The organism is Serratia sp. CY43202, from assembly GCF_052168755.1.
Lineage (GTDB): Bacteria > Pseudomonadota > Gammaproteobacteria > Enterobacterales > Enterobacteriaceae > Serratia > Serratia bockelmannii.
Genome location: NZ_JBJNMB010000009.1, coordinates 88,993 through 113,584, shown reverse-complemented (window position 1 = coordinate 113,584; position 24,592 = coordinate 88,993). Strand labels below are relative to the sequence as shown.

General features: G+C 59.8%; 29 protein-coding genes and 1 riboswitch. Of the genes, 9 read left to right on the top strand and 20 right to left on the bottom strand.

All coding sequences use genetic code 11. The features are described from left to right. Positions 1–88: 88 nt before the first annotated feature. Positions 89–958 (bottom strand): 23S rRNA pseudouridine(2604) synthase RluF, encoded by an 870-nt coding sequence (gene rluF, locus ACJ8J5_RS19140; protein ID WP_025303889.1) that lies wholly within the window; start codon positions 956–958, stop codon positions 89–91. 274 nt (positions 959–1,232) lie between these two features. Between rluF and ACJ8J5_RS19135 the strand changes: the two genes are divergently transcribed. The 3 genes from ACJ8J5_RS19135 to ACJ8J5_RS19125 are packed head-to-tail and all read left to right on the top strand — an operon-like array spanning position 1,233 to position 2,470. Next, positions 1,233–1,766, top strand: coding sequence for a type IV secretion protein Rhs (locus ACJ8J5_RS19135; protein WP_072022355.1), 534 nt, complete (start codon positions 1,233–1,235; stop codon positions 1,764–1,766). A gap of 7 nt (positions 1,767–1,773) precedes the next feature. After that, complete coding sequence (locus ACJ8J5_RS19130) at positions 1,774–2,154, top strand: putative T6SS immunity periplasmic lipoprotein (RefSeq protein ID WP_033648952.1); 381 nt, start codon at positions 1,774–1,776, stop codon at positions 2,152–2,154. A 55-nt stretch (positions 2,155–2,209) separates the two neighbouring features. Continuing rightward, on the top strand, positions 2,210–2,470 hold the full coding sequence (locus tag ACJ8J5_RS19125; RefSeq protein ID WP_060434382.1) for a DUF1158 family protein: 261 nt from the start codon (positions 2,210–2,212) through the stop codon (positions 2,468–2,470). Positions 2,471–2,476: 6 nt separating this feature from the next. On the opposite strand, the gene ACJ8J5_RS19120 is transcribed toward ACJ8J5_RS19125, so the two are convergent. Beyond that, complete coding sequence (locus tag ACJ8J5_RS19120; protein WP_060434485.1) at positions 2,477–2,926, bottom strand: winged helix-turn-helix transcriptional regulator; 450 nt, start codon at positions 2,924–2,926, stop codon at positions 2,477–2,479. A 95-nt stretch (positions 2,927–3,021) separates the two neighbouring features. Here ACJ8J5_RS19120 and ACJ8J5_RS19115 point away from each other — a divergent pair, with 95 nt between their 5' ends. Further along, positions 3,022–4,251, top strand: a complete 1,230-nt coding sequence (locus ACJ8J5_RS19115; protein ID WP_261426528.1) for an MFS transporter — start codon at positions 3,022–3,024, stop codon at positions 4,249–4,251. On the opposite strand, the gene ACJ8J5_RS19110 is transcribed toward ACJ8J5_RS19115, so the two are convergent. Both ACJ8J5_RS19110 and ACJ8J5_RS19105 read right to left on the bottom strand, forming a co-directional pair. Then, positions 4,228–4,908 (bottom strand): methyltransferase, encoded by a 681-nt coding sequence (locus ACJ8J5_RS19110; RefSeq protein ID WP_173888320.1) that lies wholly within the window; start codon positions 4,906–4,908, stop codon positions 4,228–4,230. The genes ACJ8J5_RS19115 and ACJ8J5_RS19110 overlap by 24 nt on opposite strands. Before the next feature lie 101 nt (positions 4,909–5,009). Beyond that, the gene (locus ACJ8J5_RS19105; protein WP_197769666.1) at positions 5,010–5,435 is read right to left on the bottom strand and encodes a GNAT family N-acetyltransferase; all 426 of its coding nucleotides are present in this window, start codon (positions 5,433–5,435) and stop codon (positions 5,010–5,012) included. 75 nt (positions 5,436–5,510) lie between these two features. Between ACJ8J5_RS19105 and ACJ8J5_RS19100 the strand changes: the two genes are divergently transcribed. Then, complete coding sequence (locus tag ACJ8J5_RS19100; RefSeq protein ID WP_261456787.1) at positions 5,511–5,798, top strand: hypothetical protein; 288 nt, start codon at positions 5,511–5,513, stop codon at positions 5,796–5,798. Between the two features lie 545 nt (positions 5,799–6,343). Beyond that, complete coding sequence (locus tag ACJ8J5_RS19095; protein WP_261456786.1) at positions 6,344–6,775, top strand: hypothetical protein; 432 nt, start codon at positions 6,344–6,346, stop codon at positions 6,773–6,775. A 193-nt stretch (positions 6,776–6,968) separates the two neighbouring features. On the opposite strand, the gene ACJ8J5_RS19090 is transcribed toward ACJ8J5_RS19095, so the two are convergent. Together ACJ8J5_RS19090 and ACJ8J5_RS19085 are read right to left on the bottom strand one after the other, a co-directional pair. Next, positions 6,969–7,310: a hypothetical protein gene (locus ACJ8J5_RS19090; RefSeq protein ID WP_261456785.1), complete on the bottom strand. Its 342-nt coding sequence runs from the start codon at positions 7,308–7,310 to the stop codon at positions 6,969–6,971. Between the two features lie 403 nt (positions 7,311–7,713). Beyond that, the gene (locus tag ACJ8J5_RS19085) at positions 7,714–8,346 is read right to left on the bottom strand and encodes a hypothetical protein (RefSeq protein ID WP_261456784.1); all 633 of its coding nucleotides are present in this window, start codon (positions 8,344–8,346) and stop codon (positions 7,714–7,716) included. Positions 8,347–8,522: 176 nt separating this feature from the next. Next, positions 8,523–8,619, top strand: a riboswitch (TPP riboswitch). Between the two features lie 35 nt (positions 8,620–8,654). Here ACJ8J5_RS19085 and thiM point away from each other — a divergent pair. The 3 genes from thiM to ACJ8J5_RS19070 all read left to right on the top strand — a co-directional run bounded on the left by thiM (position 8,655) and on the right by ACJ8J5_RS19070 (position 10,789). After that, complete coding sequence (thiM, locus tag ACJ8J5_RS19080) at positions 8,655–9,446, top strand: hydroxyethylthiazole kinase (protein ID WP_028128367.1); 792 nt, start codon at positions 8,655–8,657, stop codon at positions 9,444–9,446. Then, a complete protein-coding gene (gene thiD, locus ACJ8J5_RS19075) occupies positions 9,446–10,246 on the top strand; it encodes a bifunctional hydroxymethylpyrimidine kinase/phosphomethylpyrimidine kinase (RefSeq protein ID WP_025303881.1) in 801 nt (266 codons plus the stop codon). The genes thiM and thiD overlap by 1 nt, the downstream gene beginning before the upstream one ends. Before the next feature lie 84 nt (positions 10,247–10,330). Continuing rightward, entirely contained in the window at positions 10,331–10,789 is a 459-nt protein-coding gene (locus ACJ8J5_RS19070; protein WP_060434395.1) for an inhibitor of vertebrate lysozyme family protein, read from the top strand. A 39-nt stretch (positions 10,790–10,828) separates the two neighbouring features. Here the strand turns inward: ACJ8J5_RS19070 and gutQ are convergent, their stop codons facing one another. From gutQ to manD, 14 genes are all read right to left on the bottom strand, one after another. Continuing rightward, the gene (gene gutQ / locus ACJ8J5_RS19065) at positions 10,829–11,800 is read right to left on the bottom strand and encodes an arabinose-5-phosphate isomerase GutQ (RefSeq protein ID WP_016926691.1); all 972 of its coding nucleotides are present in this window, start codon (positions 11,798–11,800) and stop codon (positions 10,829–10,831) included. After that, positions 11,793–12,566 (bottom strand): glucitol operon DNA-binding transcriptional repressor SrlR, encoded by a 774-nt coding sequence (srlR, locus tag ACJ8J5_RS19060; protein WP_025303878.1) that lies wholly within the window; start codon positions 12,564–12,566, stop codon positions 11,793–11,795. The genes gutQ and srlR overlap by 8 nt, the downstream gene beginning before the upstream one ends. A gap of 83 nt (positions 12,567–12,649) precedes the next feature. Beyond that, positions 12,650–13,006 carry a transcriptional regulator GutM gene (gene gutM, locus ACJ8J5_RS19055; protein ID WP_043138008.1) on the bottom strand — a complete coding sequence of 119 codons (357 nt, stop codon included), beginning with the start codon at positions 13,004–13,006 and terminating at the stop codon, positions 12,650–12,652. Between the two features lie 46 nt (positions 13,007–13,052). Beyond that, a complete protein-coding gene (srlD, locus tag ACJ8J5_RS19050) occupies positions 13,053–13,832 on the bottom strand; it encodes a sorbitol-6-phosphate dehydrogenase (protein WP_193402814.1) in 780 nt (259 codons plus the stop codon). 10 nt (positions 13,833–13,842) lie between these two features. Then, on the bottom strand, positions 13,843–14,205 hold the full coding sequence (gene srlB, locus ACJ8J5_RS19045) for a PTS glucitol/sorbitol transporter subunit IIA (protein WP_004941520.1): 363 nt from the start codon (positions 14,203–14,205) through the stop codon (positions 13,843–13,845). 22 nt (positions 14,206–14,227) lie between these two features. Then, complete coding sequence (srlE, locus tag ACJ8J5_RS19040; RefSeq protein WP_025303875.1) at positions 14,228–15,208, bottom strand: PTS glucitol/sorbitol transporter subunit IIB; 981 nt, start codon at positions 15,206–15,208, stop codon at positions 14,228–14,230. Between the two features lie 15 nt (positions 15,209–15,223). Continuing rightward, a complete protein-coding gene (gene srlA / locus ACJ8J5_RS19035; protein ID WP_004941528.1) occupies positions 15,224–15,772 on the bottom strand; it encodes a PTS glucitol/sorbitol transporter subunit IIC in 549 nt (182 codons plus the stop codon). A gap of 236 nt (positions 15,773–16,008) precedes the next feature. Next, positions 16,009–17,058, bottom strand: coding sequence for a class I fructose-bisphosphate aldolase (fbaB, locus tag ACJ8J5_RS19030; RefSeq protein ID WP_025303873.1), 1,050 nt, complete (start codon positions 17,056–17,058; stop codon positions 16,009–16,011). Positions 17,059–17,264: 206 nt separating this feature from the next. Next, positions 17,265–17,951, bottom strand: a complete 687-nt coding sequence (locus ACJ8J5_RS19025; protein ID WP_025303872.1) for a GntR family transcriptional regulator — start codon at positions 17,949–17,951, stop codon at positions 17,265–17,267. A 98-nt stretch (positions 17,952–18,049) separates the two neighbouring features. Then, positions 18,050–19,381, bottom strand: a complete 1,332-nt coding sequence (locus tag ACJ8J5_RS19020; RefSeq protein ID WP_060434399.1) for an MFS transporter — start codon at positions 19,379–19,381, stop codon at positions 18,050–18,052. Continuing rightward, the gene (locus ACJ8J5_RS19015) at positions 19,362–20,867 is read right to left on the bottom strand and encodes a mannitol dehydrogenase family protein (RefSeq protein WP_197811309.1); all 1,506 of its coding nucleotides are present in this window, start codon (positions 20,865–20,867) and stop codon (positions 19,362–19,364) included. The genes ACJ8J5_RS19020 and ACJ8J5_RS19015 overlap by 20 nt, the downstream gene beginning before the upstream one ends. Positions 20,868–20,919: 52 nt before the next feature. Next, complete coding sequence (locus tag ACJ8J5_RS19010; protein ID WP_334274000.1) at positions 20,920–22,209, bottom strand: MFS transporter; 1,290 nt, start codon at positions 22,207–22,209, stop codon at positions 20,920–20,922. Between the two features lie 91 nt (positions 22,210–22,300). Next, entirely contained in the window at positions 22,301–23,317 is a 1,017-nt protein-coding gene (locus ACJ8J5_RS19005) for a Zn-dependent oxidoreductase (RefSeq protein WP_173888398.1), read from the bottom strand. A 5-nt stretch (positions 23,318–23,322) separates the two neighbouring features. Then, on the bottom strand, positions 23,323–24,537 hold the full coding sequence (gene manD / locus ACJ8J5_RS19000; protein WP_025303867.1) for a D-mannonate dehydratase ManD: 1,215 nt from the start codon (positions 24,535–24,537) through the stop codon (positions 23,323–23,325). Positions 24,538–24,592 lie beyond the last annotated feature (55 nt).

Sequence of the window (24,592 nt, the reverse complement as noted above, 5' to 3'; positions counted from 1 at the left end):
TTATGGTGAGAACGCAGTGGCGGCCTGTGGCTGACTTTTATGATGAAAAAGCCCGCGCAAAGGCGGGCTGAGCGAGGGAGAAAGGGCGTTAACGCCCTTTTTTCTTGCGCCCTGGCTGGGTAAAGCGCTTGCGGCCGGCTGGCGCAGCGGCTTTGTCGGCGCCTTTCGGCCCGCCGGCGTTCGGTTTTTTCGCAGGGGCAGATTTGGCCGGGGCTTTCTTCGTCGGTTTAGCCTCGGACGAAGAGCCTTCAATCAGCTTGAACAGCTCAATCAGCTCGTCATCGGTCAGATCGCGCCACTCGCCCAGCGGCAACCCTTTCAGGCTGACGTTCATGATGCGCGTGCGTTCCAGCTTGGTGACCTCATAGCCGAAGTGTTCGCACATGCGGCGGATCTGGCGGTTCAGCCCCTGGACCAGCGTGATGCGGAACACGAACGGCGCCTCTTTCTTCACCTTGCACTTTTTGGTCACGGTGCCCAGCATCGGCACGCCGGCGCCCATGCCGCGAATAAACTCGTCGGTCACCGGCTTGTTGACCGTCACCAGATACTCTTTCTCATGATTGTTGCCGGCGCGCAGGATCTTGTTGACCAGGTCACCGTGGTTGGTCAGAAAGATCAGCCCCTGTGAATCCTTGTCCAAACGGCCGATCGGGAAGATGCGTTTGCTGTGGTTGACGAAGTCGGCGATGTTGTCGCGCTCGCCGTCTTCGGTGGTGGTGACGATGCCGACCGGTTTGTTCAGCGCGATCAGCACCAGATCTTCTTCATTGCGCGGTTCGATCAGCTGACCGTTAACCTTCACCACATCGCCGGCAAATACCTGAGCGCCAACGGTGGCGCGTTTACCGTTGATGAAAACGTTGCCCTGTTCGATGTATCGATCGGCGTCGCGGCGTGAGCAGATGCCACTCTCGCTAATGTATTTGTTCAGACGAATGGATGAGTTAGTCAGCATGGGATCTCCGTAAAACGCGGACTATACATTACCCGGATGACGCTGCGAAGCGAATCATGCAGGGGGGGCTGGATAAGGGTATCCTGACCGCGGCTACTACAAAGGTATTTGCAATATGTTTTTTTCGTTTAATTAATTATAGAAAATCGATGAGGATTTTTCTGCAAATTATTCAGGTTATAAATGGATTGTGCCAAATTAAACCATTTAAGCGTTCATGTATAGATTCATTTTAGAAAAGCATTAGGATATTGATAAATTCATGGAGGGATAAATGAACGCATTAGCCGAGGAAGGGACGTTACGACGTATGACCATGGGGGAAATTAAATTGGCTCGCCATATATATGGAAGCTCAATTATATATGGTCGTGTATGGATACACTGTGATAGCTATTTCCCGTTTGGCTTACAAAACAGAAGTTATGCCATGGCACCTAATGGCGAGTTATGGTTACGGAGGGAACTCTATAAAGACGATTTTTCTGATAACACGGTTCTGATAGAAGAAAAACATCTTTTCATCCATGAGTTGGGGCATGTATGGCAGCATCAGCATGGACAATGGGTAAGAATGCGTGGGTTGTTTAGTTGGGCGGCTGAGTACAACTATCGTCTTGATAAGAATAAAATTACTGATTACTCGCTGGAGCAACAAGCTTCGATTTTTGCTGATTACTGGCTGCTGTTGGTTTATGGTATTGAAACGTGGCGTTATTATCAACGTCCTGGACGAGTGGGCAAGTACAGGGGAACCGATAGTTTGCGTGACATTCATGCACTTTATCAAAAAATTATTAAGGGATGAGGGGAGCATGAAAAAATATTTGGTTCTATTCACGGCCTGCCTCCTGGTCGGCTGTCCGGGGCCTGGCGATAAGCTGACTCCGCGCTTCCCCGCCGTCGTCACTGCCAAAGATAACCATGTCTGCATTCTTTCTTCTATGAAGGCAGGGGATAATATTCGCTTCGTTCAGATTTATAGCGAATCAGGCGATAAGCTCATTAAAGCTATCGATAATGACGTTTTCTTCGTTGAGCCGGGGAGGTGCATGCCGGTATTCGACTATGCTTTTCGGCCAGGGAAGCGTTATTCCGTCGCCTACGATATACAGACACCCGAAGGTTCGCATTTGATTACCGCCGCATTCATGGTTGTCTCCGACGAACGGGGCAACCTGAGGGTTAACCATTAACGCATGTTCTTAGGTTTAGTTTGTTGGACTGCGTTAGGTTGTAGAATGAAAGGCTATGAAAAAACTTGCCCTGTTGCTCGCTAACGCATTGGCTGTTGTTGGGCTGGCTGTGCTGACAATAAAGCTTTTTCCTGTACCCAGGCTAAACCAGAATCAAACCGCTTGGCTGATTGACGCCAGTGGGTTTTTCCATTTTAACGGTACGGAATGGTTTGGTGCGCTCGTTTTTGGCGCGGTTTATCTGCTGGCCGGGTGTCTGGAATGGCTCTTTATCCGCCAGGTTTTTCAGCGGGTGAGCTGCGGGCACCGCCACTAACTCTCATCACCGTTCCTCCACCTTCACCACCCGGGTATTCAGCGGGGTGAGCGTTTGCCCGGCGCTGCCGATCGGCGTCAGGCGCGGGACGGGGCGGCCGCTGTCGCTTTCCACCAGCGTTGAGTGCGCTTCTCCCTCGGCGAACAGATGATCTTCCCCCCACTGGCGCAGGCCGACGATCACCGGAAACAGCCCGCGGCCTTTCTCGGTCAGCACATATTCCTGATAGGCGCTGCCGTCTGCGGCGGGCACGATCTCCAGCACGCCGTGCGTCACCAGCGCGCGCAGGCGGGTGGCAAGGATGTTCTTCGCCATCCCCAGCCCTTTTTGAAATTCGCTAAAGCGGGTGACGCCGTCGAAGGCGTCGCGCACGATCAGCAGCGACCACCAGTCGCCAATCACATCCAGCGTGCGCGCCACCGGGCACGGCGCGTCTTCCAGGCTTTTACGTTTCACGGCGGTTATCTCCAGCTGCACATTCTGGTTGCATTATAAAACCTCTGCGCCTAAAGTTCATTGGGTTTAATAATGAAACCAGATTGAGGTGTGTAATGAGCGACAAACTGCTGGATCCCCCCTGTGCGGCGCTAGGGCGCCTGCCGGCCACCCTGGTGCTGCTGCTGGCCGGTGCCAGCGCCTTTAGCGTGGCCAACGTTTATTATGCGCAGCCGTTGCTGGACGCTATCGCCCATGATTTTTCCATCAGCCTGGCGGCGGTCGGCATGGTGATCTCCGTGACTCAGTTGGGCTGCGCGCTGGCGCTGCTGTTGGTGGTGCCGCTGGGGGATCGGTTGAACCGGCATCGGTTGCTGGCGGGGCAGCAGCTGGGGCTGATTGGCGCGCTGTTGCTGGTAGGCTGGGCGCATAGCGCATCCGGGCTGCTGGTAGGGATGTTGTTGGTAGGCTTATTGGGCACCGCCATGACGCAGGGGCTGATCGCTTTTGCCGCGGCACTGGCGCCGCCGCAGGAGCGCGGGCGGGTGGTTGGTGCGGCGCAGGGAGGAGTGGTGCTGGGATTGCTGTTGGCGCGCACATTGTCCGGTGCGCTGGCGGACGTTGGCGGCTGGCGCACGGTGTATTTTTTCTCCGCCGGGGTGACGCTGGTATTGCTGCCGATCCTGTTGCGCCTGCTGCCTGCGCCGCGCACCGCTCCCAGTACGCTGAGTTATCCCGCGCTGCTGCGTTCAATGCTGACCCTGTTGCTGCATGACCGCACGCTGCAAATTCGCGGCATGCTGGCGCTGCTGATGTTCGGCGCTTTCAGCCTCTTTTGGAGTTCACTGGTGTTGCCGCTGAGCCAGGCGCCGTTCAGCTTCAGCCATGCCGCGGTGGGGGCGTTCGGCCTGGTCGGTGCGGTGGGCGCGCTGGCGGCGGTGCGCGCCGGGCATCTGGCGGATCGCGGGTTGGGGCAGGCGGCCAGCGGCGTGTGTCTGCTGCTGTTGACGCTGGCCTGGCTGCCGCTCGGTTTGCTCGGCAGCGGCCTGGTTTGGCTGGTGGCGGGCATCGTGCTGCTGGATCTGGCGGGCCAGGCGATCCACGTGCTGAACCAGAGCATGATCTTCAGTGCACACCCGCAGTCGCACAGCCGGCTGGTGGGCTGCTATATGCTGTTTTACGCCGTCGGCAGCGGGCTGGGCGCCTTTGCCGGCACCCATATGTACGCCTGGGCGGGCTGGAGCGGCGTCTGCTGGCTGGGGGCGGGCGTCAGCCTGAGCGCGTTGCTGTTTTGGCGGCTGACGCTTCGCGGGATGCCGCCCTCAGCGACGGCGGTGGAGCAGTGAAAGCTGGAAGCCCAGCGCACCGCACAGCTGCTGAGGCGCGGTGAAGCCGCTTTCCGCCAGGAGGAGACGGCTGCGCGCCGCCGTCATCGGGTGCCAGTTGCGGCGGGTGCGTTCGATCACCTCCTGCGCCTGCGCCGCCGAATGCCCGGCGCTTTGCAGCCAATGTTGGTAGTGGCTGGCGGGCAGGCCCTCCGGTTGATAGTCGAACAGCAGCAGCGGTGCGGCGGGGGAGAGGCGCTGCGCCAACTGCTGCAGAAAATCCAGTTTGGCGCCATCGTCGGCGATAAAGTGCAGCACCAATGAGCACACCGCCGCATCGTGGCGGGTTTGCGGCGCTTGTTGCAGCAAGGTGGGTTGGAAACTCACCCGTTGTGCATAACCCGCGGCTTCGGCCTTGGCGCGTGCGGCCGCCAGCATGCCGGCGGAGGGTTCCACGGCGCTGAAACGCCAGTTGGCGTTGGCGGCGGCCAGCGCCTCCAGTTCACTGCCGGTGCCGCAGCCGGCCAGCAACAGCGTGGCGTCATTCGGCAGCGTCTGCGCGAGCGTCGCCGTCAGCAAAGCCTGGGCAAACTGATAGCCGGGCACCAGGGTCAGGATACGGCGATCGTAATCCGCCGCTGCGGCATCGGGGAAGCGAGTATCCGTTTGATGTTGCATAACCTTCCTTGCAGAGTTCATTGAGAGAGACAAGGAAGGGTATGCTTAAATGATAATGAAATCCATTATCATTAATGAGTTCTGTGACGGGAAAGGCGGCGTTAGCGGGCCGGTGAATGCATCAGGTAATAATCTTCTTCGCCGGCGTTGCCGGTAGAGATGATGCGCCAACCGTGTTTGCGGTAGAACGCCAGCGCCTTTTCATTCTTCACCAGGCATTTCAGCGAGCCGGTGGCGGTGAAGGTGGCTTGCGCTGCCTGCAGTAGCGCACTGCCGACGCCGCGCGGCGGCTGATGGGGATCGACATACAGGTTATGAATGAAGTTGTCTTCGCGGTAGACGGAGACGAATCCCAGCAGCGTGCCGCCGTCTTCCGCCACCCAAATCGCTTCGCCCAGCGTCGCGCCGTCGAAATCTTCCAACTGATAGTTTGAGGTATCGCGCCAGCCGAACGCCGCCTTGCGCGACGCCAGGTACAGCGTGCGCAGGAAGGGGCGATCGGTCTCTTGGTAGGGTCTTATCTGCATGGCATCTCCCGGTGGTTTGTGCTCACTATAGCGCATTGCACCGGGCGTGCACGGCCATCTTAAGCGCGTGGCGATATGTCGTCAGGCGTGCTCCGCCTGCATTTTCATCCAGAACACTTCCTGGCAGCGATTATAAAACTGCTTTTTTCTCGGCGAGACGGCATGGCCGCCGTCGTGTACGACTTCGTAGCTTATCCAGCATTTGCGGCACAGATCGTCGGATTGAAAACTATCCGACTCCATCTTGCACAAGAGGGTGACGCCGTTGCTGAATTCATAAAGTATTTCGCGCTCTTCAATAACGTTTTCCTTATCAAAGAAGCGTTCGACGCTTTCCGTTTTGTTGATTGCTCGCACCTGTGAAGAGCGTGCGTGAATGCCGCAGAGGTAGGTCGCCAGTCCTGTCGATAATGCGCGAGCGAGAAGAGCGGTTCAGGAATCACCAGGCGCTATCTTCATATGTTCCCGCTATGTGATTGATGGCTTGGGTTAGTTGTTGGAACATAGTGATGTTGAAATGTGAAGCCTATCAAAAAAATAAGTAAGATTTGACTTGAAAGTGCATTTTTAGATAACCATATAAAGTTTAAGTTAATTCCAGCCAGATGAGGATGAGTAATGGCAAGATGTACAGATCGGCACCGTTATTGGGATTTTTTTGAACATCTGCCCGACGATCAAGGTGGTATTGGCAGACATAAATGTTGCGGTTGTGCTTACGAAAAAGGTTATCAAGCAGGATTAATACGATCAGAGATTCTGAATATTGATCTTGATTCTTTACATGAAAGCCAAGCTGGCACTGTCCGTCATAAGAGTCCACATGCAGCATATGCTCAAGGATATTTGGATGGTGTTACAGCTTCGTATCGGTAATAGCCACATAATAGACTGGAGAGACGCTATTTATGTCTGGAATGTTAGCAAGCACAGCGGCCGCTGTAGGAATAATTGATAAAGCTGTTGGTATTGCAAAGAAGCTTGCTGATGATGGTGGTGAGCTTGATAAGGCAACCCTAAAGCTTGAACTTGCAAACCTCATGACAGAGCTTGCCAGCGTCAAAATTGAAGTTATAACTACTCAAGCTTTACTATTTGATGCAGAACAAAATATCAAGGATCTTGAAGAAAAACTGAAGGATAAAACAGCATTTTCGTTTCGGGACGGTGTGTTTTGGACTGAAGATGATGACACTGCATTTTGTCCGAAGTGTTACGAGAGCGAGAATAAAAAGATTCACATGGAATCACGTGAAAAAGCATATACTGGACTTGGCTCATTTGTAGAGAAACCAAACTGGTATTGCAGGGTATGTAAAACTACCTTTAATCGAAAGTGAAAATTTTAGTATGACTACATTGACCATTGCGGATCTTGATGTTTTCGGTTCGCAGATGGTCATCATATACGCATATTTTGCCATCAGCAGCCTCGATGACATCCTGAAGTGTAAAAATGACAGTCAAAGCATGAGCAGCCAATGGCAGTAGTGCCAGTACACATAGTAAGGTTATTTTTGTTCTCCAAAAGCCTTATAAACTGAAGTCGAAAGGATTGAAGAGAGCAAGCTTGTTGGCAGGTAAGGTTCTGATATTTTTTTGAGCATTGGCAAGGATTTCACCTCTGACAGATGAATCCAAGGAAGGACTGACGATTTCCTTGTTAATATCGCTAAAAACATTGTTAATAACACCTGCTGCTTTTTTATGTTTAAGCCCCAGAAGTTCAGAGCTCAAGAGGAGCAAGGTCGTGACATCCTCAGTTTTATGGAATACAGGGCCATTTGGCCCAAGTGTATCAATGGTTCGAACGATGCGTAACGCTTCCTTTTTAATGTTAGAAAAGGCGACAGCTTTTGACACTACAATACCCATGTACCCGCCTGTGGTAAGGCTCATCAACAAGTTTATAAAGAAGTCGCTTTTCAATGTGTATACTATAAATTCACCCATCAATTCTTTCCTTTAATATCGGGGTTAGCAGTAGATCCCGTTATATACGTCCTCGACATCACGATCCATGATGCCACAGTATGCCAGCGTGACCGCCTGAGATGAATGCCCGTACTGTAGTGGTCGAGTAATACTGGCAACATGCCGCTGATGCAGTGGCTCTTAGACGGTACAAACGATGACGCGGTTATCAACATATCAGCGTTAGCGCGCAGGTTTGAGTGTAGTTGCTCCAGTCTACTGGCCGCATACATACGCATGGATTCGACAGCGCTATCAGGTACTATCTCAGCGAACAGTGACAACTGAAAACATAAGAGCCGGGTTAATCCCGGCTTTTTTTATGTACTTTGCTGAAGTCAAAAAGATTGTCAAATCTAATGATATCTAAACCAGAGATAGCTTGATTTACATCTTTCATCTTTGCACCATGTTCATCATAAGCGTTACGTATTGCCATGAAGTCTTCTAGTGTTATCTGTTCTTTAAGCATAGCCTGCATGATGAGAGTCATCAGTTTTGAGATGGCAATTTGCGTATTACCAGCAGAGTGAAGAAGGGTGTTGAATGGCTCCCAGGAAACCTCTTTAATCAGAACATTATAGTGACGTAATTTGATGAAAGAACTACCAATGCGAAAGGTATTTTCCGTCATATCTTTCAAGGAATCTTGAATATGGTAATAGCTTTCTTCGTCGGCTCTTTGTCCTGACTTCGCCAGTGTGTCGAGAAACGTCATGATGCGGTTTAAGTCAAAGCGCATACGATTGTAACGGCTTCTAGTGCCATCAATCTCTTCTTTAAGAGCGATTGCTGAATCAATTGCCCGCTCCATTTTTCTCGTCTTCACCATCTCCTGAAGTTTAATCCCTCCAAAGATGACGCCGCCAACCACACTCAACGCTGTTACAGTATTCGAAGCGATGGAGATAACGTTATCCCATGCTTGTAAATCCATCATGGCCTCTTTTTATACGATAGTTGACGACTTAAGAGTATTCTACATGGCAAACATTGTGTCACTCAACCTGTCATACACAGCCCAGAAGGGCCGCTTTTGCCGTTTACAAGACTTCCCGCTGGCATTACCATCTCGCTCAGGGATTAACGCAACGTTGATCACAACCTATTGATTTTCATGACTCGGGGTGCCCTTCTGCGTGAAGGCTGAGAAATACCCGTATTACCTGATCTGGATAATGCCAGCGTAGGGAAGTCACGGCCGCCCAACCGGCGCCGCCTTCTTGAACGCCGGTTGGGAGGAATATGATCGCTCGACCTGATGCACTACCCGGCGCGCGCGCCGCGGCCTGCCTGACTCAATTCCAACAGCGGCCTCCGCTGATCCACTGCCTGACCAACGAAGTGGTGCAATCGCTGACCGCCAACGTGCTGCTGGCGCTCGGCGCCTCCCCGGCGATGGTGGTGGAGCCGCAAGAGGCGGCGCAGTTCAGCGCGTTGGCCGACGGCCTGCTGATCAACGTCGGCACCCTCAACGCGCTGCGCGCCGAATCGATGCGCGCGGCGGTGGCCGCCGCCAATCGGGCCGGCAAGCCCTGGACGCTGGATCCGGTGGCGGTTGGCGCGCTCTCCTACCGCACCGCCTTCGCCAAACAGCTGCTGGACGAGAAACCGGCGGCGATACGCGGCAACGCCTCGGAAATCATGGCGCTCAGCGGGTTGCTGGCCAGCGGCCGCGGCGTGGACAGCGGCGACGATTCCTTGGCGGCATTGCCCGCCGCGCGTGAGCTGGCGCAGCGCAGCGGTGCGGTAGTAGCGGTCACCGGCGCGGTGGATTACGTCACCGACGGCCAACGCGATTGGGCGATCGAAGGCGGCTCCCCGCTGATGACGCGGGTGGTGGGCACCGGCTGCGCGCTGTCGGCGGTGGCGGCGGCGTTTTGCGCCCTGCCGGGCGATCGCCTGGACAACGTGGCGGCCGCCTGCCGGGTGATGTCCCACTGCGGCGGCCTCGCGGCCAGGCAGGCCGCCGGGCCGGGCAGCTTTACGCCGGCGTTCCTCGACGCGCTGTATCAACTGCGCGGGGAGGATCTGTGATGAAACGCATTAACGCGCTGACCATCGCCGGCACCGATCCCAGCGGCGGCGCCGGCATTCAGGCCGATCTGAAGGCCTTCTCGGCGCTTGGCGCCTACGGCACCTCGGTGATCACCGCGCTGGTGGCGCAGAATACCCGCGGCGTGCAGTCGGTGTATTACATCGATCCGGCATTTGTCGCCGCGCAGCTGGACTCGGTGTTCAGCGACGTGCGCATCGACAGCGTCAAGATCGGCATGCTGGCCAACGCTGACATCGTGCAGGCGGTGGCCGAACGGCTGCGCCATTACCGGCCGGAATTCGTGGTGCTAGACACCGTGATGCTGGCGAAAAGCGGCGATCCGTTGCTGGCGCCGGAGGCGGTGGCGTCTATCCGGCGCGAGCTGTTGCCGCTGGTGTCGATCATTACGCCGAACCTGCCAGAAGCGGCGGCGCTGCTGGCGTGCGCGCCGGCGGAAGATGAAGCGCAGATGCGCGAGCAGGGACGGGCGCTGCTGGCGATGGGCTGCCGAGCGGTGCTGATGAAGGGCGGCCACCTGAGCGAAAGTGAGAGCCCGGACTGGCTGTTTACCGCAGAAGGCGAGCAGCGCTTTACCGCGCCGCGCGTCGCCACCCGCCACACCCACGGCACCGGTTGCACGCTCTCGGCCGCGCTGGCGGCGCTGCGCCCGCGCCATGCCGACTGGGCGGCCACGGTGGCCGCCGCCAAGGACTACCTGCAACACGCGCTGCAACAGGCGGACACCCTGGAAGTGGGGCACGGCATCGGGCCGGTGCATCATTTTCACGCCTGGTGGTGAGTCAACTTTTTGCCGCAACCGTGGTCTGACTAGTTCAGGCCCGGTTTGACGGGCGAAACCTGATTTAACCTAGGGAGAAGGACTATGACGGGACACCAGGCGCTGCGTTGCGCCCTCTTCGGCGCACTGCTCAGCTTCAGCGCGGGCAGCTTTGCCCAGCAGATCGTCACCACGTCGGATTTAATTCAGCAGCCGGGGTATCAGGCCAGCTGGCAAAACATGGTGAAAGGCCAGGCGCGGATGCCGGGCTGGGCGCGCAAGGGCGTCGGCACCTCTACGCCGGCGCAGAACCTGAGCTGGAAGGGCAAAGAGTATCTGGTCGGCAACCTGTGCAAGCCGCACGACTGCGGCAACAACTTTTTGATCGTGGCGTTCAGCGCGGATAAATCTCAGGCCTGGGGCGTGCGGGTCGCGGTGGAAGATCGGCCGGAAGCCGTCGATCATCCGAAGAAATACGCCAAGTACCAGTGGCTAGGCAAGCCGAATGACGACATGAAAGCGCTGCTGAAGCAGCAGTTCGAGAACAATCCCGATTGGAAATGATCTGACCGGGGGCGCCGGTGATGGCGCCCCCGGCGTTGATCAGCCGATGCCGGCCTGATGCAGATCGTGCAGGTTGAGCGCCCCCACCAACACACCGTCCATATCGACCACCGGGGCCGCGCTGATGTGCTGTTCGTGCAGCGCTTCCAGCGCCTCGCCGGCGCGCCACTGCTCCGGCAGCCGATAGCCGGGGCGGGTGATCGCCGGGCTGAGCGGATCCTGCAGGCTGTTGCCCTTCACCAGCCAGCGGCGCAGGTCGCCGTCGGTAAATACGCCCACCACCCGCTGCTGCGCGTCGCAGACCGCCACCAACCCGAGCCCGGTGCGGCTCAGTTCCAGCATCGCTTCCATCACGTTGGCGCTTTCGCTCACGCGCGGCAGGCGATCGCCGGTGCGCATCAGGTGATGCACGCGGTTCAGCAGGCGCGCGCCCAGACTGCCGCCCGGGTGCGAGCGGGCGAAGTCTTCCGCGTTGAAACCGCGCTGGCGCATCAGCGCCATCGCCAGGGCATCGCCCATCATCAGGGTGTTGACCGCGCTGGAGGTGGGCGCCAGCCCCATTGGGCAGGCTTCTCGCTCGACGCCGATATCCAACACGCAGGCCGCGGCCTGCGCCAGCGGCGACTCTTTGCCGCCGGTAACGGCGATCACCGGAATACCGTTCTCCGCCAGCAGCGGCAGGATCAGGTCCAGCTCTTTGGCGCGGCCGGAGTAGGAGATGAACACCACCACGTCGTCGGCGCCGATCATGCCGAGATCGCCGTGCAGCGCCTCGGCCGGGTGCACGAAGAACGACGGCGTGCCGGTGCTGGCCAGCGACGCGGCGATCTTCTTGCCGATATGGCCGGACTTGCCGATGCCGGAAATCACCGCTTTGCCACGGCAGTTCAGCAGCAGTTCGCAGGCGCAGACGAAGTTGTCGTCCAGGCGCGCCAGCAGGCGCTGCGCTTCGGTCAGCTCGATCTCCAGCGTTTCGCGGGCGAAGGCGAGCAGGGCGTTGGCGTTACTCATCGGGGTCTCCTACCAGAAGGATATTGATGCCTTTCGCCTGCAGGGCGGCGAGGTAATCGGGGTTGATGTCTCGGTCGGTGATCAGCGTGTCGACGGCGCTGAGTTCGCACACCACGTTCGGGCTCTTGCGGCCGAATTTCGAGGAGTCTACCAACAGAATAATGCGGCCGGCGGCTTCGCACATCGCTTTGCTGACGTTGTGCACTTCGTTGAAAGTGGTGACGCCGGCGTTGAGATCGACGCCGTCCGCGCCGATAAACAGCTTGTCGAAGCTGAACTGCTGGAACGCCGATTCGGCCAGGCTGCCGTGGAACGAGGCCGATTTTTTGCGGTAGGTGCCGCCTGGCATCAGGATGGTCTGATCGTTGTCCAGCTCCACCAGCGCGTTGACGATGGTCAGGCTATTGGTCATCACCGTGATGTTATTGAACTGCGCCAGGTGCGGCACCATCTGCAGCACCGTGCTGCCGGCGTCGAAGATCAGCGAGTCCCCGTCGGCGATCAGCGCCACAGCGGCGCTGGCGATGTGGCGCTTTTTCTCGGTATTGATATGGGTTTTGCGGTCGATCGGCTGATCGCCGTCGTCGCGGCTGAGCACCACGCCGCCGTAGGTGCGGATCACCTCGCCTTCGTCTTCCAGCAGGGTGAGATCCTTGCGGATGGTGGTGCCGGTGGTGGAGAAATGCTCTGCCAGGGCGTCCACTGCCGTTTTGCCATGCCGCTGCAGATATTCAAGGATAGCGGCCTGCCGCTGCTTTGGTTTCATCGCGATTCCCGTTCACAAGAGTGGGGCATTTCCCCTCGCTGAATAATTCACTATGAAAGGTAATGCCTTTTAATGTGAAAATATCACGATTTGGGTTCAATCGCTAACGATAGTGCAGACTGGCATGCGCGATCCTCGGGGAAGATCACATCCGGGCGCAAATCCCGCTGATGCAAACCGTGTAATCGAGGCAGCGGGCGGGGCTGGGCGAAAACGGTCAGGCCGCGTAGCAACAGGCTGCCGCACACCCGCCGATCGGCATCGAAGGCCAGCGCCAGCACCACCCGCGGGCGGAAACGGCCGCCGGAACGGCCGACGCCGACGGCGCCCAGTTGGCACAGGCCGTCGAAGGCGCGGTTGAAGCGCTGCAGTTGCCACCAGCCGAAGGCGATTTGCAGCAGCCAGGCCAGCAGTGCGAAGGCGATCAGAGCTTGTGTCATGGGGTTCTCCTTAGGCCCCCTTCCGCGGGAGGGGGCGTCGGTGGCGTCAGAACATTACCTGGCCGCCGGTGATGTTGATCGACTGGCCGGTGCAGTAAGAGGCCTTCTCGCTGGCGTAGAACAGCAGGGTGTTCAGCACGTCCTGATAGTCGCAACCGCGTTTCAGCGGCACCTTGTCGATGTAGTACTGCTCCACCTGGTCCGGTGCGATGCCCAGTTTTTGCGCGTATTGCGGCAGCAGCGACTGGAACATCGGCGACTTCAGCAGGTTGCCGAGCATCAGCGAATGCACGGTGATGCCGTACTCCGCCAGATCGAGCGCCAGCGACTGCGTCAGCCCCACGCCGCCGAACTTGGCGGCGCTGTAGCCGGAGTTGTGCTTGCTGCCGACCTTGCCGGACTTGGAGTTGATCTGAATGATGCGCCCGGCGATGCCGTCGCGGATCATCAGGCGCGAGAACTCGCGGGCGCAGAGGAAATAGCCCACCAGGTTCACCTGCAGCGAGCGGTCGAAGTCGCCCAGCGGGAAGTCGGTGATCGGCGCCGCCTTGGCGATGCCGGCGCTGTACACCAGCAGGTTGGCCTGGCCGAATGCCCGGTCAACCGCCGCTGCCAACGCGATCACGCTCTGCTCGTCGGTGGCGTCGGCCTGAAAACCGCAGGCGCTACCTGCGCCAAACGCTTCGTTGATCTGCTGTGCCACCCGATTGGCATTGTCGGCGTTCAGATCGGCCACCGCCACCCGATAACCGGCCTGCGCCAGCCCGTGGGACAAAAAGGCGCCTAACGTTTGGCCGCCGCCAATCACTACAGCTACTTCAGACATGGTCTACTCCTTATGCGATAAATGACAGCGTGCTGCCCAACGGGATATCGGTCGGCGTCGGGCCGGATACGTGGATCGATCCGGGGAATTCGGCTTCGGCTTCGCCGTCGAAGCGCACGGTGATGTGGCCCAGTTCGCGCAGATTCTGCGTGGCGACGCTGCCGACGGCGGTGATGGCGTAGCGCTGCTGCGCCAGCTCCATCACGCCGCCGACCTGCAGCTCGCCGGCGGTCGCACCGTGGCGGTGGATGAAGCAGAACTCTTCGATATCCGCCGGCGCACCTTCACGGAAAGTGATCAGCATGTTGTCCAGCAACGCGTCGCGGGCGCAGCCGCCGATCTGTGTGATGGTGGTATGAAAAATGGTGTGCATAAATGTCTCCCTAGGGATCAACTTATTGATAAATGAAGGCCGAGGCGGCCCAGGCGATCAACACCGTCGGCGCGCCGGTCAGGAAGCGGCCGACCAGCACTGAAGGCACGCCGACTCGCACGGTGTCCTGCTTGGCTTCCGCCAGCGACAGGCCGACCGGAATGAAGTCGCAGGCGGCCTGCGCGTTGATGGCGAACAGTGCGGGCAGCGCCAGCTGCGGCGGAATATGGCCGAGGCCGATCTGCACCCCGACCAGCACGCCGATCACCTGGGCGATGACCGCGCCGGGGCCGAGGAACGGCGACAGCAGCGGGAATGAGCAGATCAGCGCCAGCGTTACCAGGCCGATCGGGCTATTGGCCAGCGGCGTCAGGCCGTGAGCGATAAAGTCCCCGAGGCCGGAGGCCATGATGATGCCGATCAAGGCCGAGACGAACGCCATAAACGGCAGGATGGTCTTCAGCACGGTGTCGATGGTGTCGCGCCCGGCCTGGAAGAACACCGCCACCACCGATCCCATGCCCATGCCGACCTTCGCCAACAGCCCGTCGCTTTGCTCGGTGATTTTCTTGCTGGTGTCGTAGTCGCGCGCCTTGGGCGGCGCTGCAACGGCGGCGGCGGGTTGGCTATCTGCCGCTTCGATTCGGCTGATGTTGTGGTCGCGCACGCCGGAGACATAGATGTCTTCGAGGATAAACTGCGCCAGCGGGCCGGACTGGCCGGTGGCGTGGATGTTGACTGTCGGAATGCGGCGTTTCGGATACAGGCCGCAGCGCAGGGTGCCGCCGCAGTCGATCACCGCCACGCCGATCTCTTCCGCCGGCGGCTCGCCCTCTTTGAAACCGTCGACGGCCGGCCAGCCGGTCAATTCGCTGAGGCGATCGACGATCGAAGGCCGGGTGCCGGCGGTGATGTACACCACTTTTTTACCGGGTTCGATCGGCAATTCCAGGGGGCCGCCCCAGCCGCTGGCGCCTTTTTCAATACGGATATAAGCACTCATGCTGCACTCCACGAATTAAAGTTGCACCTGGCGATCCAGACGGATGCCCATCTTGCGTTCAAACAGGCTGGTGGTCAGATCGGTGACCCAGCCGCGGAAGAAGTTGGTGAACAGCCCCACCAGGAAATAGCTCACCGCCAGCGGGCCGAGCGGCAGACCGAGGGTGGTCAGGCCGCTGGCGATGCCGAGATAAACGAACAGTTCGCCGGGGTTGATGTGCGGAAACAGGCCGTTCATCGAGTGGCAGCTGTAGGAGGCCGCCGCGTAGTAGCTCGGCTTGTATTTCTCCGGCATGAAGCGCCCCAGGCTGAGGGTCATCGGGTTGCAGAAGACAAAGGTGCCAATTAGCGGCAGCAGCAGATAACGCGAAACGGGGTTGCCCGCGCAGCGCTGCGCCAATCGTTCGATACGTTCCTGGCCAACAAATTTGATCAGCGCGTTCATGATAACCAACAGGCTGATCAACAAAGGTAAAATGCCGGTCACCATGCCGACAAACACTTCACCGCCTTTCTGAAACAGGCCGATAAACCACTCGGCGCCGTGGGTGATTAGCTCAATCATTATGTTCTCCTGTAATGGACTGATATGGCCTGGAGCGAACGGCGGCTCTGTCGCCATGGGCCTTACAGTAGTCACTTTGGTGGGCTATTTGTTTTAAATAGATCACAATTTGAAAGATAAATATTTTATTTTGAAAGTTTAAGGTGAAAGAAAGAGAAGGTTGACGGCGTCGGGTTTAGGGGGACGGGCACAAAAAAGCCCGGCGAACCGGGCTTTGGGACAGGCGGTCCGTCACATCAGGCGATAGTGACCTTCTTGTCCAGGTAGGCGTCTTGCACGGCGTTGATCAGCGCCACGCCGTCTTTCATCGATTTCTTGAACGCCTTGCGCCCCAGGATCAGGCCCATGCCGCCGGCGCGTTTGTTGATCACCGCGGTGCGCACCGATTCCTGCAGGTCGTTCTCACCGGCGGCGCCGCCGGAGTTGATCAGTCCAGCGCGGCCCATGTAGCAGTTGGCCAGCTGGTAGCGCACCAGATCGATCGGGTGATCGGTGGTCAGTTTGTTGTAGACGCGATCGTCGGTATAGCCGAATTTCACCGCACGGTAGCCGCCGTTGTTTTCCGCCATTTTCTGTTTGACGATGTCGGCGCCGATGGTGGCGGCGATGTGGTTAGCCTGGCCGGTCAGATCGGCGCTGGAGTGGTAGTCCACGCCGTCCTTGGTGAACGCCGGGTTACGCAGATAGGCCCACAACACGGTGACCATGCCCAGCTCATGCGCGCGCTCGAAGGCGATCGAGATCTCTTCGATCTGGCGGCGCGACTGCTCGGAGCCGAAGTAAATGGTGGCGCCGACCGCCACCGCGCCCATGTTGAATGCCTGCTCGACGCTGGCGTACAGGGTCTGGTCGTACTGGGTCGGGTAGCTCAGCGTTTCGTTGTGGTTGAGTTTGACCAGGAACGGGATCTTGTGCGCGTAGCGGCGCGATACCGACGCCAGCACGCCGTAAGTGGAGGCGACGCAGTTACAGCCAGCTTCAATCGCCAGCTCGACGATGTTCTTCGGATCGAAATACAGCGGGTTGGCGGCGAACGAGGCGGCGGCGGAGTGCTCTATGCCCTGATCGACCGGCAGGATAGACAGGTAGCCGGTGCCGGCCAGGCGGCCGTGGTTGAACAGGGTTTGCATCGAACGCAGCACGCTGTTGGGGCGGTTGTTATCGATCATTACGCGGTCGACGAAGTCGTCGCCCGGCAGGTAGAGATTCTCGGCGGGGATAGTGGTACAGCGGTGTTGCAGCAGATCTTCCGCTTCCTTTCCTAGCAACTGCACAATATCAGTCATGATTCACTCCCGATTAAGCTTCTTCATACACCGGCAATGCAAGGGTTTTTGACCACCGGCGCAGTAAAAAAGCGGTGATTGAAGCTGTAAAGCGATGCTACCGAACTTGATCCGGCAAGGACAAACAATAGATGCGATTGAGAGGAAATGCCATTGGCGTGGCCAAATACGCGGGGGCGATCGCCCCCGGCGCGCTAAGCGATTGATTATTCGATCTCGAACCACTCGGTGTTCTGCAGGGCGATCGGGGTGATGGAGTAGATCATCTCCTGCAGGTGATCGTGGATGGCGCGCTCCGCCGCCTCGGCATCGCGCGCTTTCAGCGCCTCGTAGATGCGGTAGTGCTGCTTGATCAGGCTCTCTGGCGGCGAGACTTCGCTCAGGCTGAGGAAACGCACTCGATCCATGGTGGCCTTGATGGTTTCGATGGTCTCCCACGCCAGCGGGCAGTCGGCAAACTGGGTCAGCAGTTGGTGGAATTCGTCGTCCAGCGCCAAAAACTCGCGCGTTTGCCCGTTCTGCGCCGCCAGCGCCTGGCGGTGCAGATTATGCTCCAGCGTCATCAGCTGCGCCGGGGTGGCGCGCTCGGCCGCGCGGCGCACGATGGCGCATTCCACCGCCTGACGGATAAAGCGCCCGTCGGCCACGCGCTTGGCGGAAATCTTCATCACGAAGGTGCCGCGCTGCGGCAGGATCTGCACCAGGCCGGCCTCCGCCAGCTTGATGAAGGCTTCGCGCACCGGCTGGCGCGAAACGCAAAAGCGGGTAGAAATCTCTTTCTCGGACAGCAGGGTGCCGGGGGGGATGGTGCAGTCGACGATATCCTTGCGCAGGAAGCGATAGATCTGTTGGTTGACCGGGACGTTGTTGGTGAGGCTGTACGTTTCAGACATGGCGACAATCAGGCATCTGGCTGGAATTCGAATGCCACCATACTAGCAGATTATTGGTTAAGGGCGGGGGGATAAATCCGCCCGCCGAGCAGGGTAACTCAGTGATGCCAATCCTGATATTCCTGCTTGCGCCGCGCTGGCGCAGTTTCCGGCATCAGGCTCAGGCCGATGGCCGACACCACGCCCAGCACCATCATGTACCCCGCCAGCCCGTAGTAGTGGCCGCCGGTCACCTGCAGGATCTTCACCGCCAACAGCCCGAGAATGCCGCTGCCGATCAGCGAGCCGATCTGCCAGATCAGCGCGATGCCGCTGCAGCGCACGCGGGTGGGGAACAGCTCCGGGAAGTAGGAGGCCTGCGGCGCGTAGCACATGCTGTGGCCGAAGGTCAGCACCACGATCATGGCGATCTGCGTCACCCAGAAGCTATCGAGGTTGATCGCCATAAAGAACGGCACGATGCACACCACCTGCAGCAGCGCGCCGGCGATGTAAACCGGTTTGCGCCCCAGCCGATCGGAGAGGCGGCCCATCAGCGGAATGGCGAAAATCTCCAGCAGCACCGCCACGATCATCGCCTCCAGCAGAATGGTTTCGTTGAGGTGGTTGGCCTTGCCGTAGGCCAATACGATCACCGTGAACATGGCGAAGGCGCAGGCTTCGATCAGCTTGGCACATACCCCTTTGCCGATAAGGCCGGGATAGCGGCGGGCCACTTCCACCACCGGCCGGCTCTCCACCGCTTTGGTGGCGCGGATCTGGGTAAACACCGGCGATTCGTCGATCCTCAGGCGAATAAACAGCCCGACCAGCACCAGCAGCAGGCTGAGCAGGAACGGAATGCGCCAGCCCCAGTCCAGCATCTGCGCCGGTGACAGCACGGCGGTCAGCAGCGCGAACAGCCCGGACGGCAGCAGGAAACCGGCGGGCGCGCCGATCTGCACCCAACTGGCGTAGAAGCCACGCTGGGGCGGCGGCGCATATTCGGCGGTCATCAGCACCGCGCCTGCCTGTTCGCCGCCGACGCCGAAGCCCTGCAGCACGCGGATAAAGATCAGCGCGAGCGGCGCCCAGATGCCGATCTGCTCATAGGTGGGCAGCAGGCCGATGCAGAAGGTGCCGAGGCCGACGATCAGGATGGTGATCACCAGCGCCTTCTTGCGGCCGACCTTGTCGCCGATGTGGCCGAACACGATGCCGCCCAGCGGGCGCGCCAGGAAACCGACCGCGTAGGTGGCGAAGGCCGCCAGCGTGCTGATCAGCGGATCGGCGCTGGGGAAAAACAGCTGGCCGAAGAACAGCACCGCGGCGGTGCCGTAAGCGAAGAAATCATAATATTCGGCGGCGGTACCGATGGCCGAAGCGCTGGCGACGCGCCGCAGCAGCGGTTGATTGCCGGTATTGACGGCGTTATGCGTGGTGACGGTCATCGGAAACCTCCCGGTCGGTAAGCGGCAGAGCGGCGACGGCGGCTTTGGCCCCCTGGCTCAGCAGTTGATGATAAGCGTGGCTGACGGCGCGGACGAAGTCAGGCGAATCGGGCAGATCGTGGCCGAAGACGCTGTCGAGTTGCAGCAGCGCCAGGACGCGGGGCCGGCCTTCCTCGCTGCCGGCGACCAACGCGGCGAGGCGCTCGCGCAGCGGGTCGCTGATGGCGATCGGCTCGCCTTGTTCATCGCGGCCGCCGACGTAGCGCATCCAGCCGGCGACGCCCAGCGCCAGGCAGTCGAAGCGGCTGCCGCGCGCCAGATGCCAGCGGATCGCGTCCAGCAGCCGTTGCGGCAGCTTCTGCGTGCCGTCCATGGCGATCTGCGCGGTGCGGTGCTTCAGCGCGCGGTTGCGGTAACGCTGCAGCAGCGAGTCGGCATACTGCGCCAAATCGACGTTCGGCACCTGCAGGGTCGGCGCCTGTTCCGCCAGCATCAGGTGACGGGCGGCGCGGACAAATTCCGCATCCTGCATACAGTCGCCGACGTGCTGATAACCGGCCAGATAGCCGAGGTAGGCGAGGAACGAATGGCTGCCGTTCAGCATGCGCAGCTTCATCTCCTCATACGGCAGCACGTCGCTCACCAGTTCGGCGCCGGCCTTTTCCCAGGCCGGGCGCCCCTGAGGAAATCGGTCCTCAATGACCCACTGGCTGAACGGCTCGCAGGCCACGCTGACGTCATCCTCGACGCCGCCCAGCCAGGTGCGCAACTGTCGGCGGGCCTCCGGCGTTACCGCCGGCACGATGCGATCCACCATGGTGGAAGGGAAGGCGACCTCTTGACGCACCCAGTCGGCCAACGCCGGATCCTGCCGCTGCGCCAGTTCGACCAGCACCTGGCGCGTGACCCGGCCGTTAGCCGGCATGTTATCGCAGGACATCACGGCGAACGGCGGCAGCCCGCGTTCACGGCGCAGGCGCAGCGCCGCCAGCAGCAGCCCCGGCGCCGACTGCGGCTGTGCCGGGTGGGCGATATCGTGCGCGATCGCCGGGTGTTCCTCCATCAGCCGACCGCTGGCGGGGTGGTAGCAATAGCCCTTTTCGCTGATGGTCAGCGAGACGATGGCGATCTCAGGCTGTGTCAGGGCCGCCAGCACCGCCGCCAGCCCGTCGGTTTGCAAGTGCAGCGCCTGGCGAACCACGCCGATGACCCGGCCCCGCCAGCCGTCGTCGTCCATCTCCGCCACCGAGAACAGCAGGTCCTGTTGCCGTAGGTCGGCGATCTTTTGCTGGCCGTGCTGCATGCTGATTTCGCAGTAACCCCAGTCACTGCCGTGCTCGCTGGCCAGCCTGTCGGCGTACATCGCCTGGTGCGCGCGGTGAAACGCGCCGAAGCCGATATGCGCCATGCGCGGTTTCACGCGCTCACGTGCGTAGCCGGGCCGGATAACGGCGGCCGGCAGCGCGCTGTGGTCGGAAAGTCTCATGTTCAATGTCCCTGGAGAGGTAAGCAAAGGGGCGAAGCCGCCCCGTCTGGCGTTAGGGTTTTAAGATTTGCACGCCCGCCGTTGCGCGCGGCGCCTTGATCACCAGCAGCACCAGCAGCGCGCCCAGCGCGGCGACGCCGCCCGCCAGCATAAAGGCGCTGTCGAATTTGCCGGTGTTCTGCACGATGTAGCCGGTGACGATCGGCCCGATGATGCCGGAGACGCTGCCGATCAAATGAATGAACCCGCTGGCGCCGCCGACCCGGGATTTATGCACCACGTCCTGGATGATCGCCCAGTAGAGAGCGCCGGTGATGTAAAGGAAGAAGATCGACACCGACATCAGCATCACCGCCGGCACCACGCTGCTGACAGTGCCTGCCAGCGCCACGCACACCGCCGCCGCCAGCAGGCTGGTGACCAGCACGATCTTGCGCGACAGCAGCAATTTGCCGGTGATGTTGAAGATCTTGTCGGAAATATAGCCCCCGAGCGCCAGCCCGACGAAGCCGACGATCCACGGGATCATCGTGGTCAGGCTCATCTCTTTGATGTTCAGGTTGTGCGCCTGCACCAGATACGAGGGGAACCAGCTCAGGAAGAAGAACAGAATGTAGTTGTAGCAGAAGAAGGCGAAGGCGGTGACCAGAATGATCGGCTGCTTCAGGTAGTAACCCAGCCCGTGAACGGCGTCGCTCAGCGCGCTTTCCTCGCCGAGATTTTCCTGTTTCAACTGTGCGATCAGCGCCCGTTCTTCGTTGCTGACGCGTTGGCTTTTCGCCGGGTTATCCGCCACCACGAAGAACCACACCAGCATCCAGACGATGCCGATGGCGCAGATGATCATAAACGCCGGCCGCCAGCCGAACGCCAGCGCCAGATAGCCGACGATCGGCCCGGCCACCGCGCCGCCCAACGGTGAACCGGCGCTGAGCAGGCCCATAGCGGTCGCCGCCTGTTTCTTCGGGAACCAGCCGTTGATCATCTTGTTGGCCGAGGCGCAGATCGGCCCTTCGGCCATGCCGAACAGGACGCGCAGGATCAGCATTGAGTAAAAGCCGGTGGCGATCGCCGTCATGCCGCAGAAGATGGACCACAGGCCGACCGCCACGCCCAGCACCAGCGTCGGGCCGAAGCGGTCGACCGCCAGCCCGCCGACGAAGTTGAAGATGGCGTAGCCGAAGAAGAAGCTGCCGAAGATCAGGCCGAACTGTTCGGCGTTCAGCATCAGATCCTGTTCGATCATCGGCACGGTGATCGACAGCGCCACGCGATCGAGGTAGTTGATCATGTAGACCATGAACAGCAGGAACACGATGGTCCAACGCAGGTTTTTAAACATAAAGCACTCCACTGGGTGTCGTTTTAATCGTGATGCTTCGTTGTTTGCACGGGCGGCGGGTGCCGCCCCATGCCCCGATGCTGCCGTGACGTTACTCGAACTGCAGCAGTACCTTGCAGCAGGTGCGCTGATCCCGCTCGAACATCTGCATTGCCCGTTCGACGTCGCCGGCGGGCACGCAGTGGGTGAGTAGCCGCTGCGGGTCTAGCTTGCCGTCCGCCATCCAGGCGATCACCTGTGGGAAGCGCGCGCTGTTCAGGCGCGAGGAGAAGATCGACAGCTCCTTGCTGGTGATGCTCTGCTGGGTCAGGGTGCAAGCGTCGCCGGAAAAGCCCATGATGCCGATGCGCGCCGCCGGCGAAGCCAGCGCGATCGCCTCCGGCAAAATGGCGGGGTGGCAGGCGGCATCGACGATCAGCGTCGGCTGAACGCCGCGCTGCTGCAGCGCCTGCGGCAATGCGGCCTCGGCGTTGTTGAATACTTCGTCGGCACCGTTGGCGCGTGCCATGTCCAGCCGTTCGGCGATGCGATCGACGACCCACACCTGCTTGACGCCGTACACGCCTTTCAGCGTCTGGATCACCGTGAGCCCCATCGGCCCGGCGCCGTAGATCAGCGCGATGTCGTCGGGGCGCGGTTGCAGATGGGCGGTAATGTTGGCGGCGATGCTGAAGGGCTCGATCATCGCGGCGTGGCGATCGCTGATGGCGGCCGGAACCGGATAGGCGTTGCGTGCCGGCACGCAGGCGTAGTCGCTGAAGCCGCCGTCGCGGTGCACGCCGATCACCTGCAGCGAGGTGCAGACGTTGGGGCGGCCGACCGAACAGGGATAGCAGTGGCCGCAGCTCACCACCGGGTCTACCGAGACGCGTTCGCCGAGGCGCGCCGGATCGACGCCTTCGCCCAGCGCATCGATCAGGCCGAAGAACTCGTGGCCGATCACCCGCGGGTAGCGGGCGAACGGGTTATGGCCGTGATAGATATGGACGTCGGAGCCGCAGATGCCGGCGAATTTCACCTTGACCCGCACCTCGCCGGCCGCCGGTTGCGGCAGCGCGCGCGTCTGCAGCGCCAGGCGCCCGGGCTGTTCGATCACGACGCTGCGCATGGTGTTTACCAGTTCCATAAGGTGCCATCCTCCAGACGCGCGACCGGCAGGTAGGCCGGTTCATACGGGTAACGGGCCGCCAGCTTCTCATCGAACTCGATGCCGATGCCCGGCTTGTCGCCCGGATGCATATAGCCGTCGTCGAACGTCCAGCTGTGCGGGAACACCTCGAGCATCTGCTCGGAATAGCCCATGTATTCCTGCACGCCGAAGTTCGGCACCCACAGATCGAAATGCAGCGCCGCCGCCATGCAGATCGGCGACAGATCGGAAGGGCCGTGAGAACCGGTGCGCACCTGATACAGCGAGGCGAAGTCGGCGATGCGCCGCATGCCGGTAATGCCGCCCGCGTGCGTCAGGGTGGTGCGGATGTAGTCGATCAGCTGTTCTTCGATCAGCTGTTTGCAGTCCCAGATGCTGTTGAACACCTCGCCGACGGCGATCGGCGTGACGGTATGCTGGCGGATCAGGCGGAAACAGGCCTGATTTTCCGCCGGCGTCGGATCCTCCATCCAGAACAGGCGATACGGCTCGGCGCTTTTACCAAAGCGCGCCGCTTCAATTGGCGTCAGGCGATGGTGCATGTCGTGCAGCAGGTGCTCGTTGAAGCCGAACCTGTTGCGCACCGCGTCGAACAGTTTGGGGGTGAAATCGAGGTATTTTTCCGTCGACCACAGCTGCTCTTCCGGCCAGTCACCCTTGGTGGCCGGCTCATAGGCCTGGCCTTTGCCCTTGGCCATGCCGTAGGTGGTTTTCATGCCGGGCACGCCGCATTGCACGCGGATCGCCTTGAAGCCTTGTTCTTTATGTTTGGCGTAGTCGTCGAGCACCTCGTCGATCGAGTGGCCGGTGGTATGGCAATACACCATCACTCCCGAACGTGAGGCGCCGCCCAACAGCTGATACAGCGGCATGTTGGCGGCCTTGGCCTTGATGTCCCACAGCGCCATGTCGACGGCGGAAATGGCCGACATGGTCACCGGGCCGCGCCGCCAGTAAGCGCCTTTGTAGAAGAATTGCCAGAGGTCTTCGATCCGCTGCGCGTCGCGGCCGATCAACTGCGGGCAGAGGTGATCTTTCAGGTAAGAGGCCACCGGCAATTCGCGCCCGTTCAGCGTGGCGTCACCGAGGCCGATGATGCCGTCATCGGTGGTGATTTTCAGCGTGACAAAGTTGCGCCCCGGGCAGGTGACGAACACCTCGGCGTTGACGATTTTCATAACCTTCACATCCTGTAGCTGCGGAGAGATAGCGCGAAAATACGTCATGAACCAA

Excerpts from the sequence above, each read along its gene's own strand:
- rluF (WP_025303889.1), bottom strand. The coding sequence starts at position 958 with ATGCTGACTAACTCATCCATTCGTCTGAACAAATACATTAGCGAGAGT.
- ACJ8J5_RS19135 (WP_072022355.1), top strand. The coding sequence starts at position 1,233 with ATGAACGCATTAGCCGAGGAAGGGACGTTACGACGTATGACCATGGGG.
- ACJ8J5_RS19130 (WP_033648952.1), top strand. The coding sequence starts at position 1,774 with ATGAAAAAATATTTGGTTCTATTCACGGCCTGCCTCCTGGTCGGCTGT.
- ACJ8J5_RS19125 (WP_060434382.1), top strand. The coding sequence starts at position 2,210 with ATGAAAAAACTTGCCCTGTTGCTCGCTAACGCATTGGCTGTTGTTGGG.
- ACJ8J5_RS19115 (WP_261426528.1), top strand. The coding sequence starts at position 3,022 with ATGAGCGACAAACTGCTGGATCCCCCCTGTGCGGCGCTAGGGCGCCTG.
- ACJ8J5_RS19110 (WP_173888320.1), bottom strand. The coding sequence starts at position 4,908 with ATGCAACATCAAACGGATACTCGCTTCCCCGATGCCGCAGCGGCGGAT.
- ACJ8J5_RS19105 (WP_197769666.1), bottom strand. The coding sequence starts at position 5,435 with ATGCAGATAAGACCCTACCAAGAGACCGATCGCCCCTTCCTGCGCACG.
- ACJ8J5_RS19100 (WP_261456787.1), top strand. The coding sequence starts at position 5,511 with ATGTCGTCAGGCGTGCTCCGCCTGCATTTTCATCCAGAACACTTCCTG.
- ACJ8J5_RS19095 (WP_261456786.1), top strand. The coding sequence starts at position 6,344 with ATGTCTGGAATGTTAGCAAGCACAGCGGCCGCTGTAGGAATAATTGAT.
- ACJ8J5_RS19090 (WP_261456785.1), bottom strand. The coding sequence starts at position 7,310 with ATGGGTATTGTAGTGTCAAAAGCTGTCGCCTTTTCTAACATTAAAAAG.
- ACJ8J5_RS19085 (WP_261456784.1), bottom strand. The coding sequence starts at position 8,346 with ATGGATTTACAAGCATGGGATAACGTTATCTCCATCGCTTCGAATACT.
- thiM (WP_028128367.1), top strand. The coding sequence starts at position 8,655 with ATGATCGCTCGACCTGATGCACTACCCGGCGCGCGCGCCGCGGCCTGC.
- thiD (WP_025303881.1), top strand. The coding sequence starts at position 9,446 with ATGAAACGCATTAACGCGCTGACCATCGCCGGCACCGATCCCAGCGGC.
- ACJ8J5_RS19070 (WP_060434395.1), top strand. The coding sequence starts at position 10,331 with ATGACGGGACACCAGGCGCTGCGTTGCGCCCTCTTCGGCGCACTGCTC.
- gutQ (WP_016926691.1), bottom strand. The coding sequence starts at position 11,800 with ATGAGTAACGCCAACGCCCTGCTCGCCTTCGCCCGCGAAACGCTGGAG.
- srlR (WP_025303878.1), bottom strand. The coding sequence starts at position 12,566 with ATGAAACCAAAGCAGCGGCAGGCCGCTATCCTTGAATATCTGCAGCGG.
- gutM (WP_043138008.1), bottom strand. The coding sequence starts at position 13,006 with ATGACACAAGCTCTGATCGCCTTCGCACTGCTGGCCTGGCTGCTGCAA.
- srlD (WP_193402814.1), bottom strand. The coding sequence starts at position 13,832 with ATGTCTGAAGTAGCTGTAGTGATTGGCGGCGGCCAAACGTTAGGCGCC.
- srlB (WP_004941520.1), bottom strand. The coding sequence starts at position 14,205 with ATGCACACCATTTTTCATACCACCATCACACAGATCGGCGGCTGCGCC.
- srlE (WP_025303875.1), bottom strand. The coding sequence starts at position 15,208 with ATGAGTGCTTATATCCGTATTGAAAAAGGCGCCAGCGGCTGGGGCGGC.
- srlA (WP_004941528.1), bottom strand. The coding sequence starts at position 15,772 with ATGATTGAGCTAATCACCCACGGCGCCGAGTGGTTTATCGGCCTGTTT.
- fbaB (WP_025303873.1), bottom strand. The coding sequence starts at position 17,058 with ATGACTGATATTGTGCAGTTGCTAGGAAAGGAAGCGGAAGATCTGCTG.
- ACJ8J5_RS19025 (WP_025303872.1), bottom strand. The coding sequence starts at position 17,951 with ATGTCTGAAACGTACAGCCTCACCAACAACGTCCCGGTCAACCAACAG.
- ACJ8J5_RS19020 (WP_060434399.1), bottom strand. The coding sequence starts at position 19,381 with ATGACCGTCACCACGCATAACGCCGTCAATACCGGCAATCAACCGCTG.
- ACJ8J5_RS19015 (WP_197811309.1), bottom strand. The coding sequence starts at position 20,867 with ATGAGACTTTCCGACCACAGCGCGCTGCCGGCCGCCGTTATCCGGCCC.
- ACJ8J5_RS19010 (WP_334274000.1), bottom strand. The coding sequence starts at position 22,209 with ATGTTTAAAAACCTGCGTTGGACCATCGTGTTCCTGCTGTTCATGGTC.
- ACJ8J5_RS19005 (WP_173888398.1), bottom strand. The coding sequence starts at position 23,317 with ATGCGCAGCGTCGTGATCGAACAGCCCGGGCGCCTGGCGCTGCAGACG.
- manD (WP_025303867.1), bottom strand. The coding sequence starts at position 24,537 with ATGAAAATCGTCAACGCCGAGGTGTTCGTCACCTGCCCGGGGCGCAAC.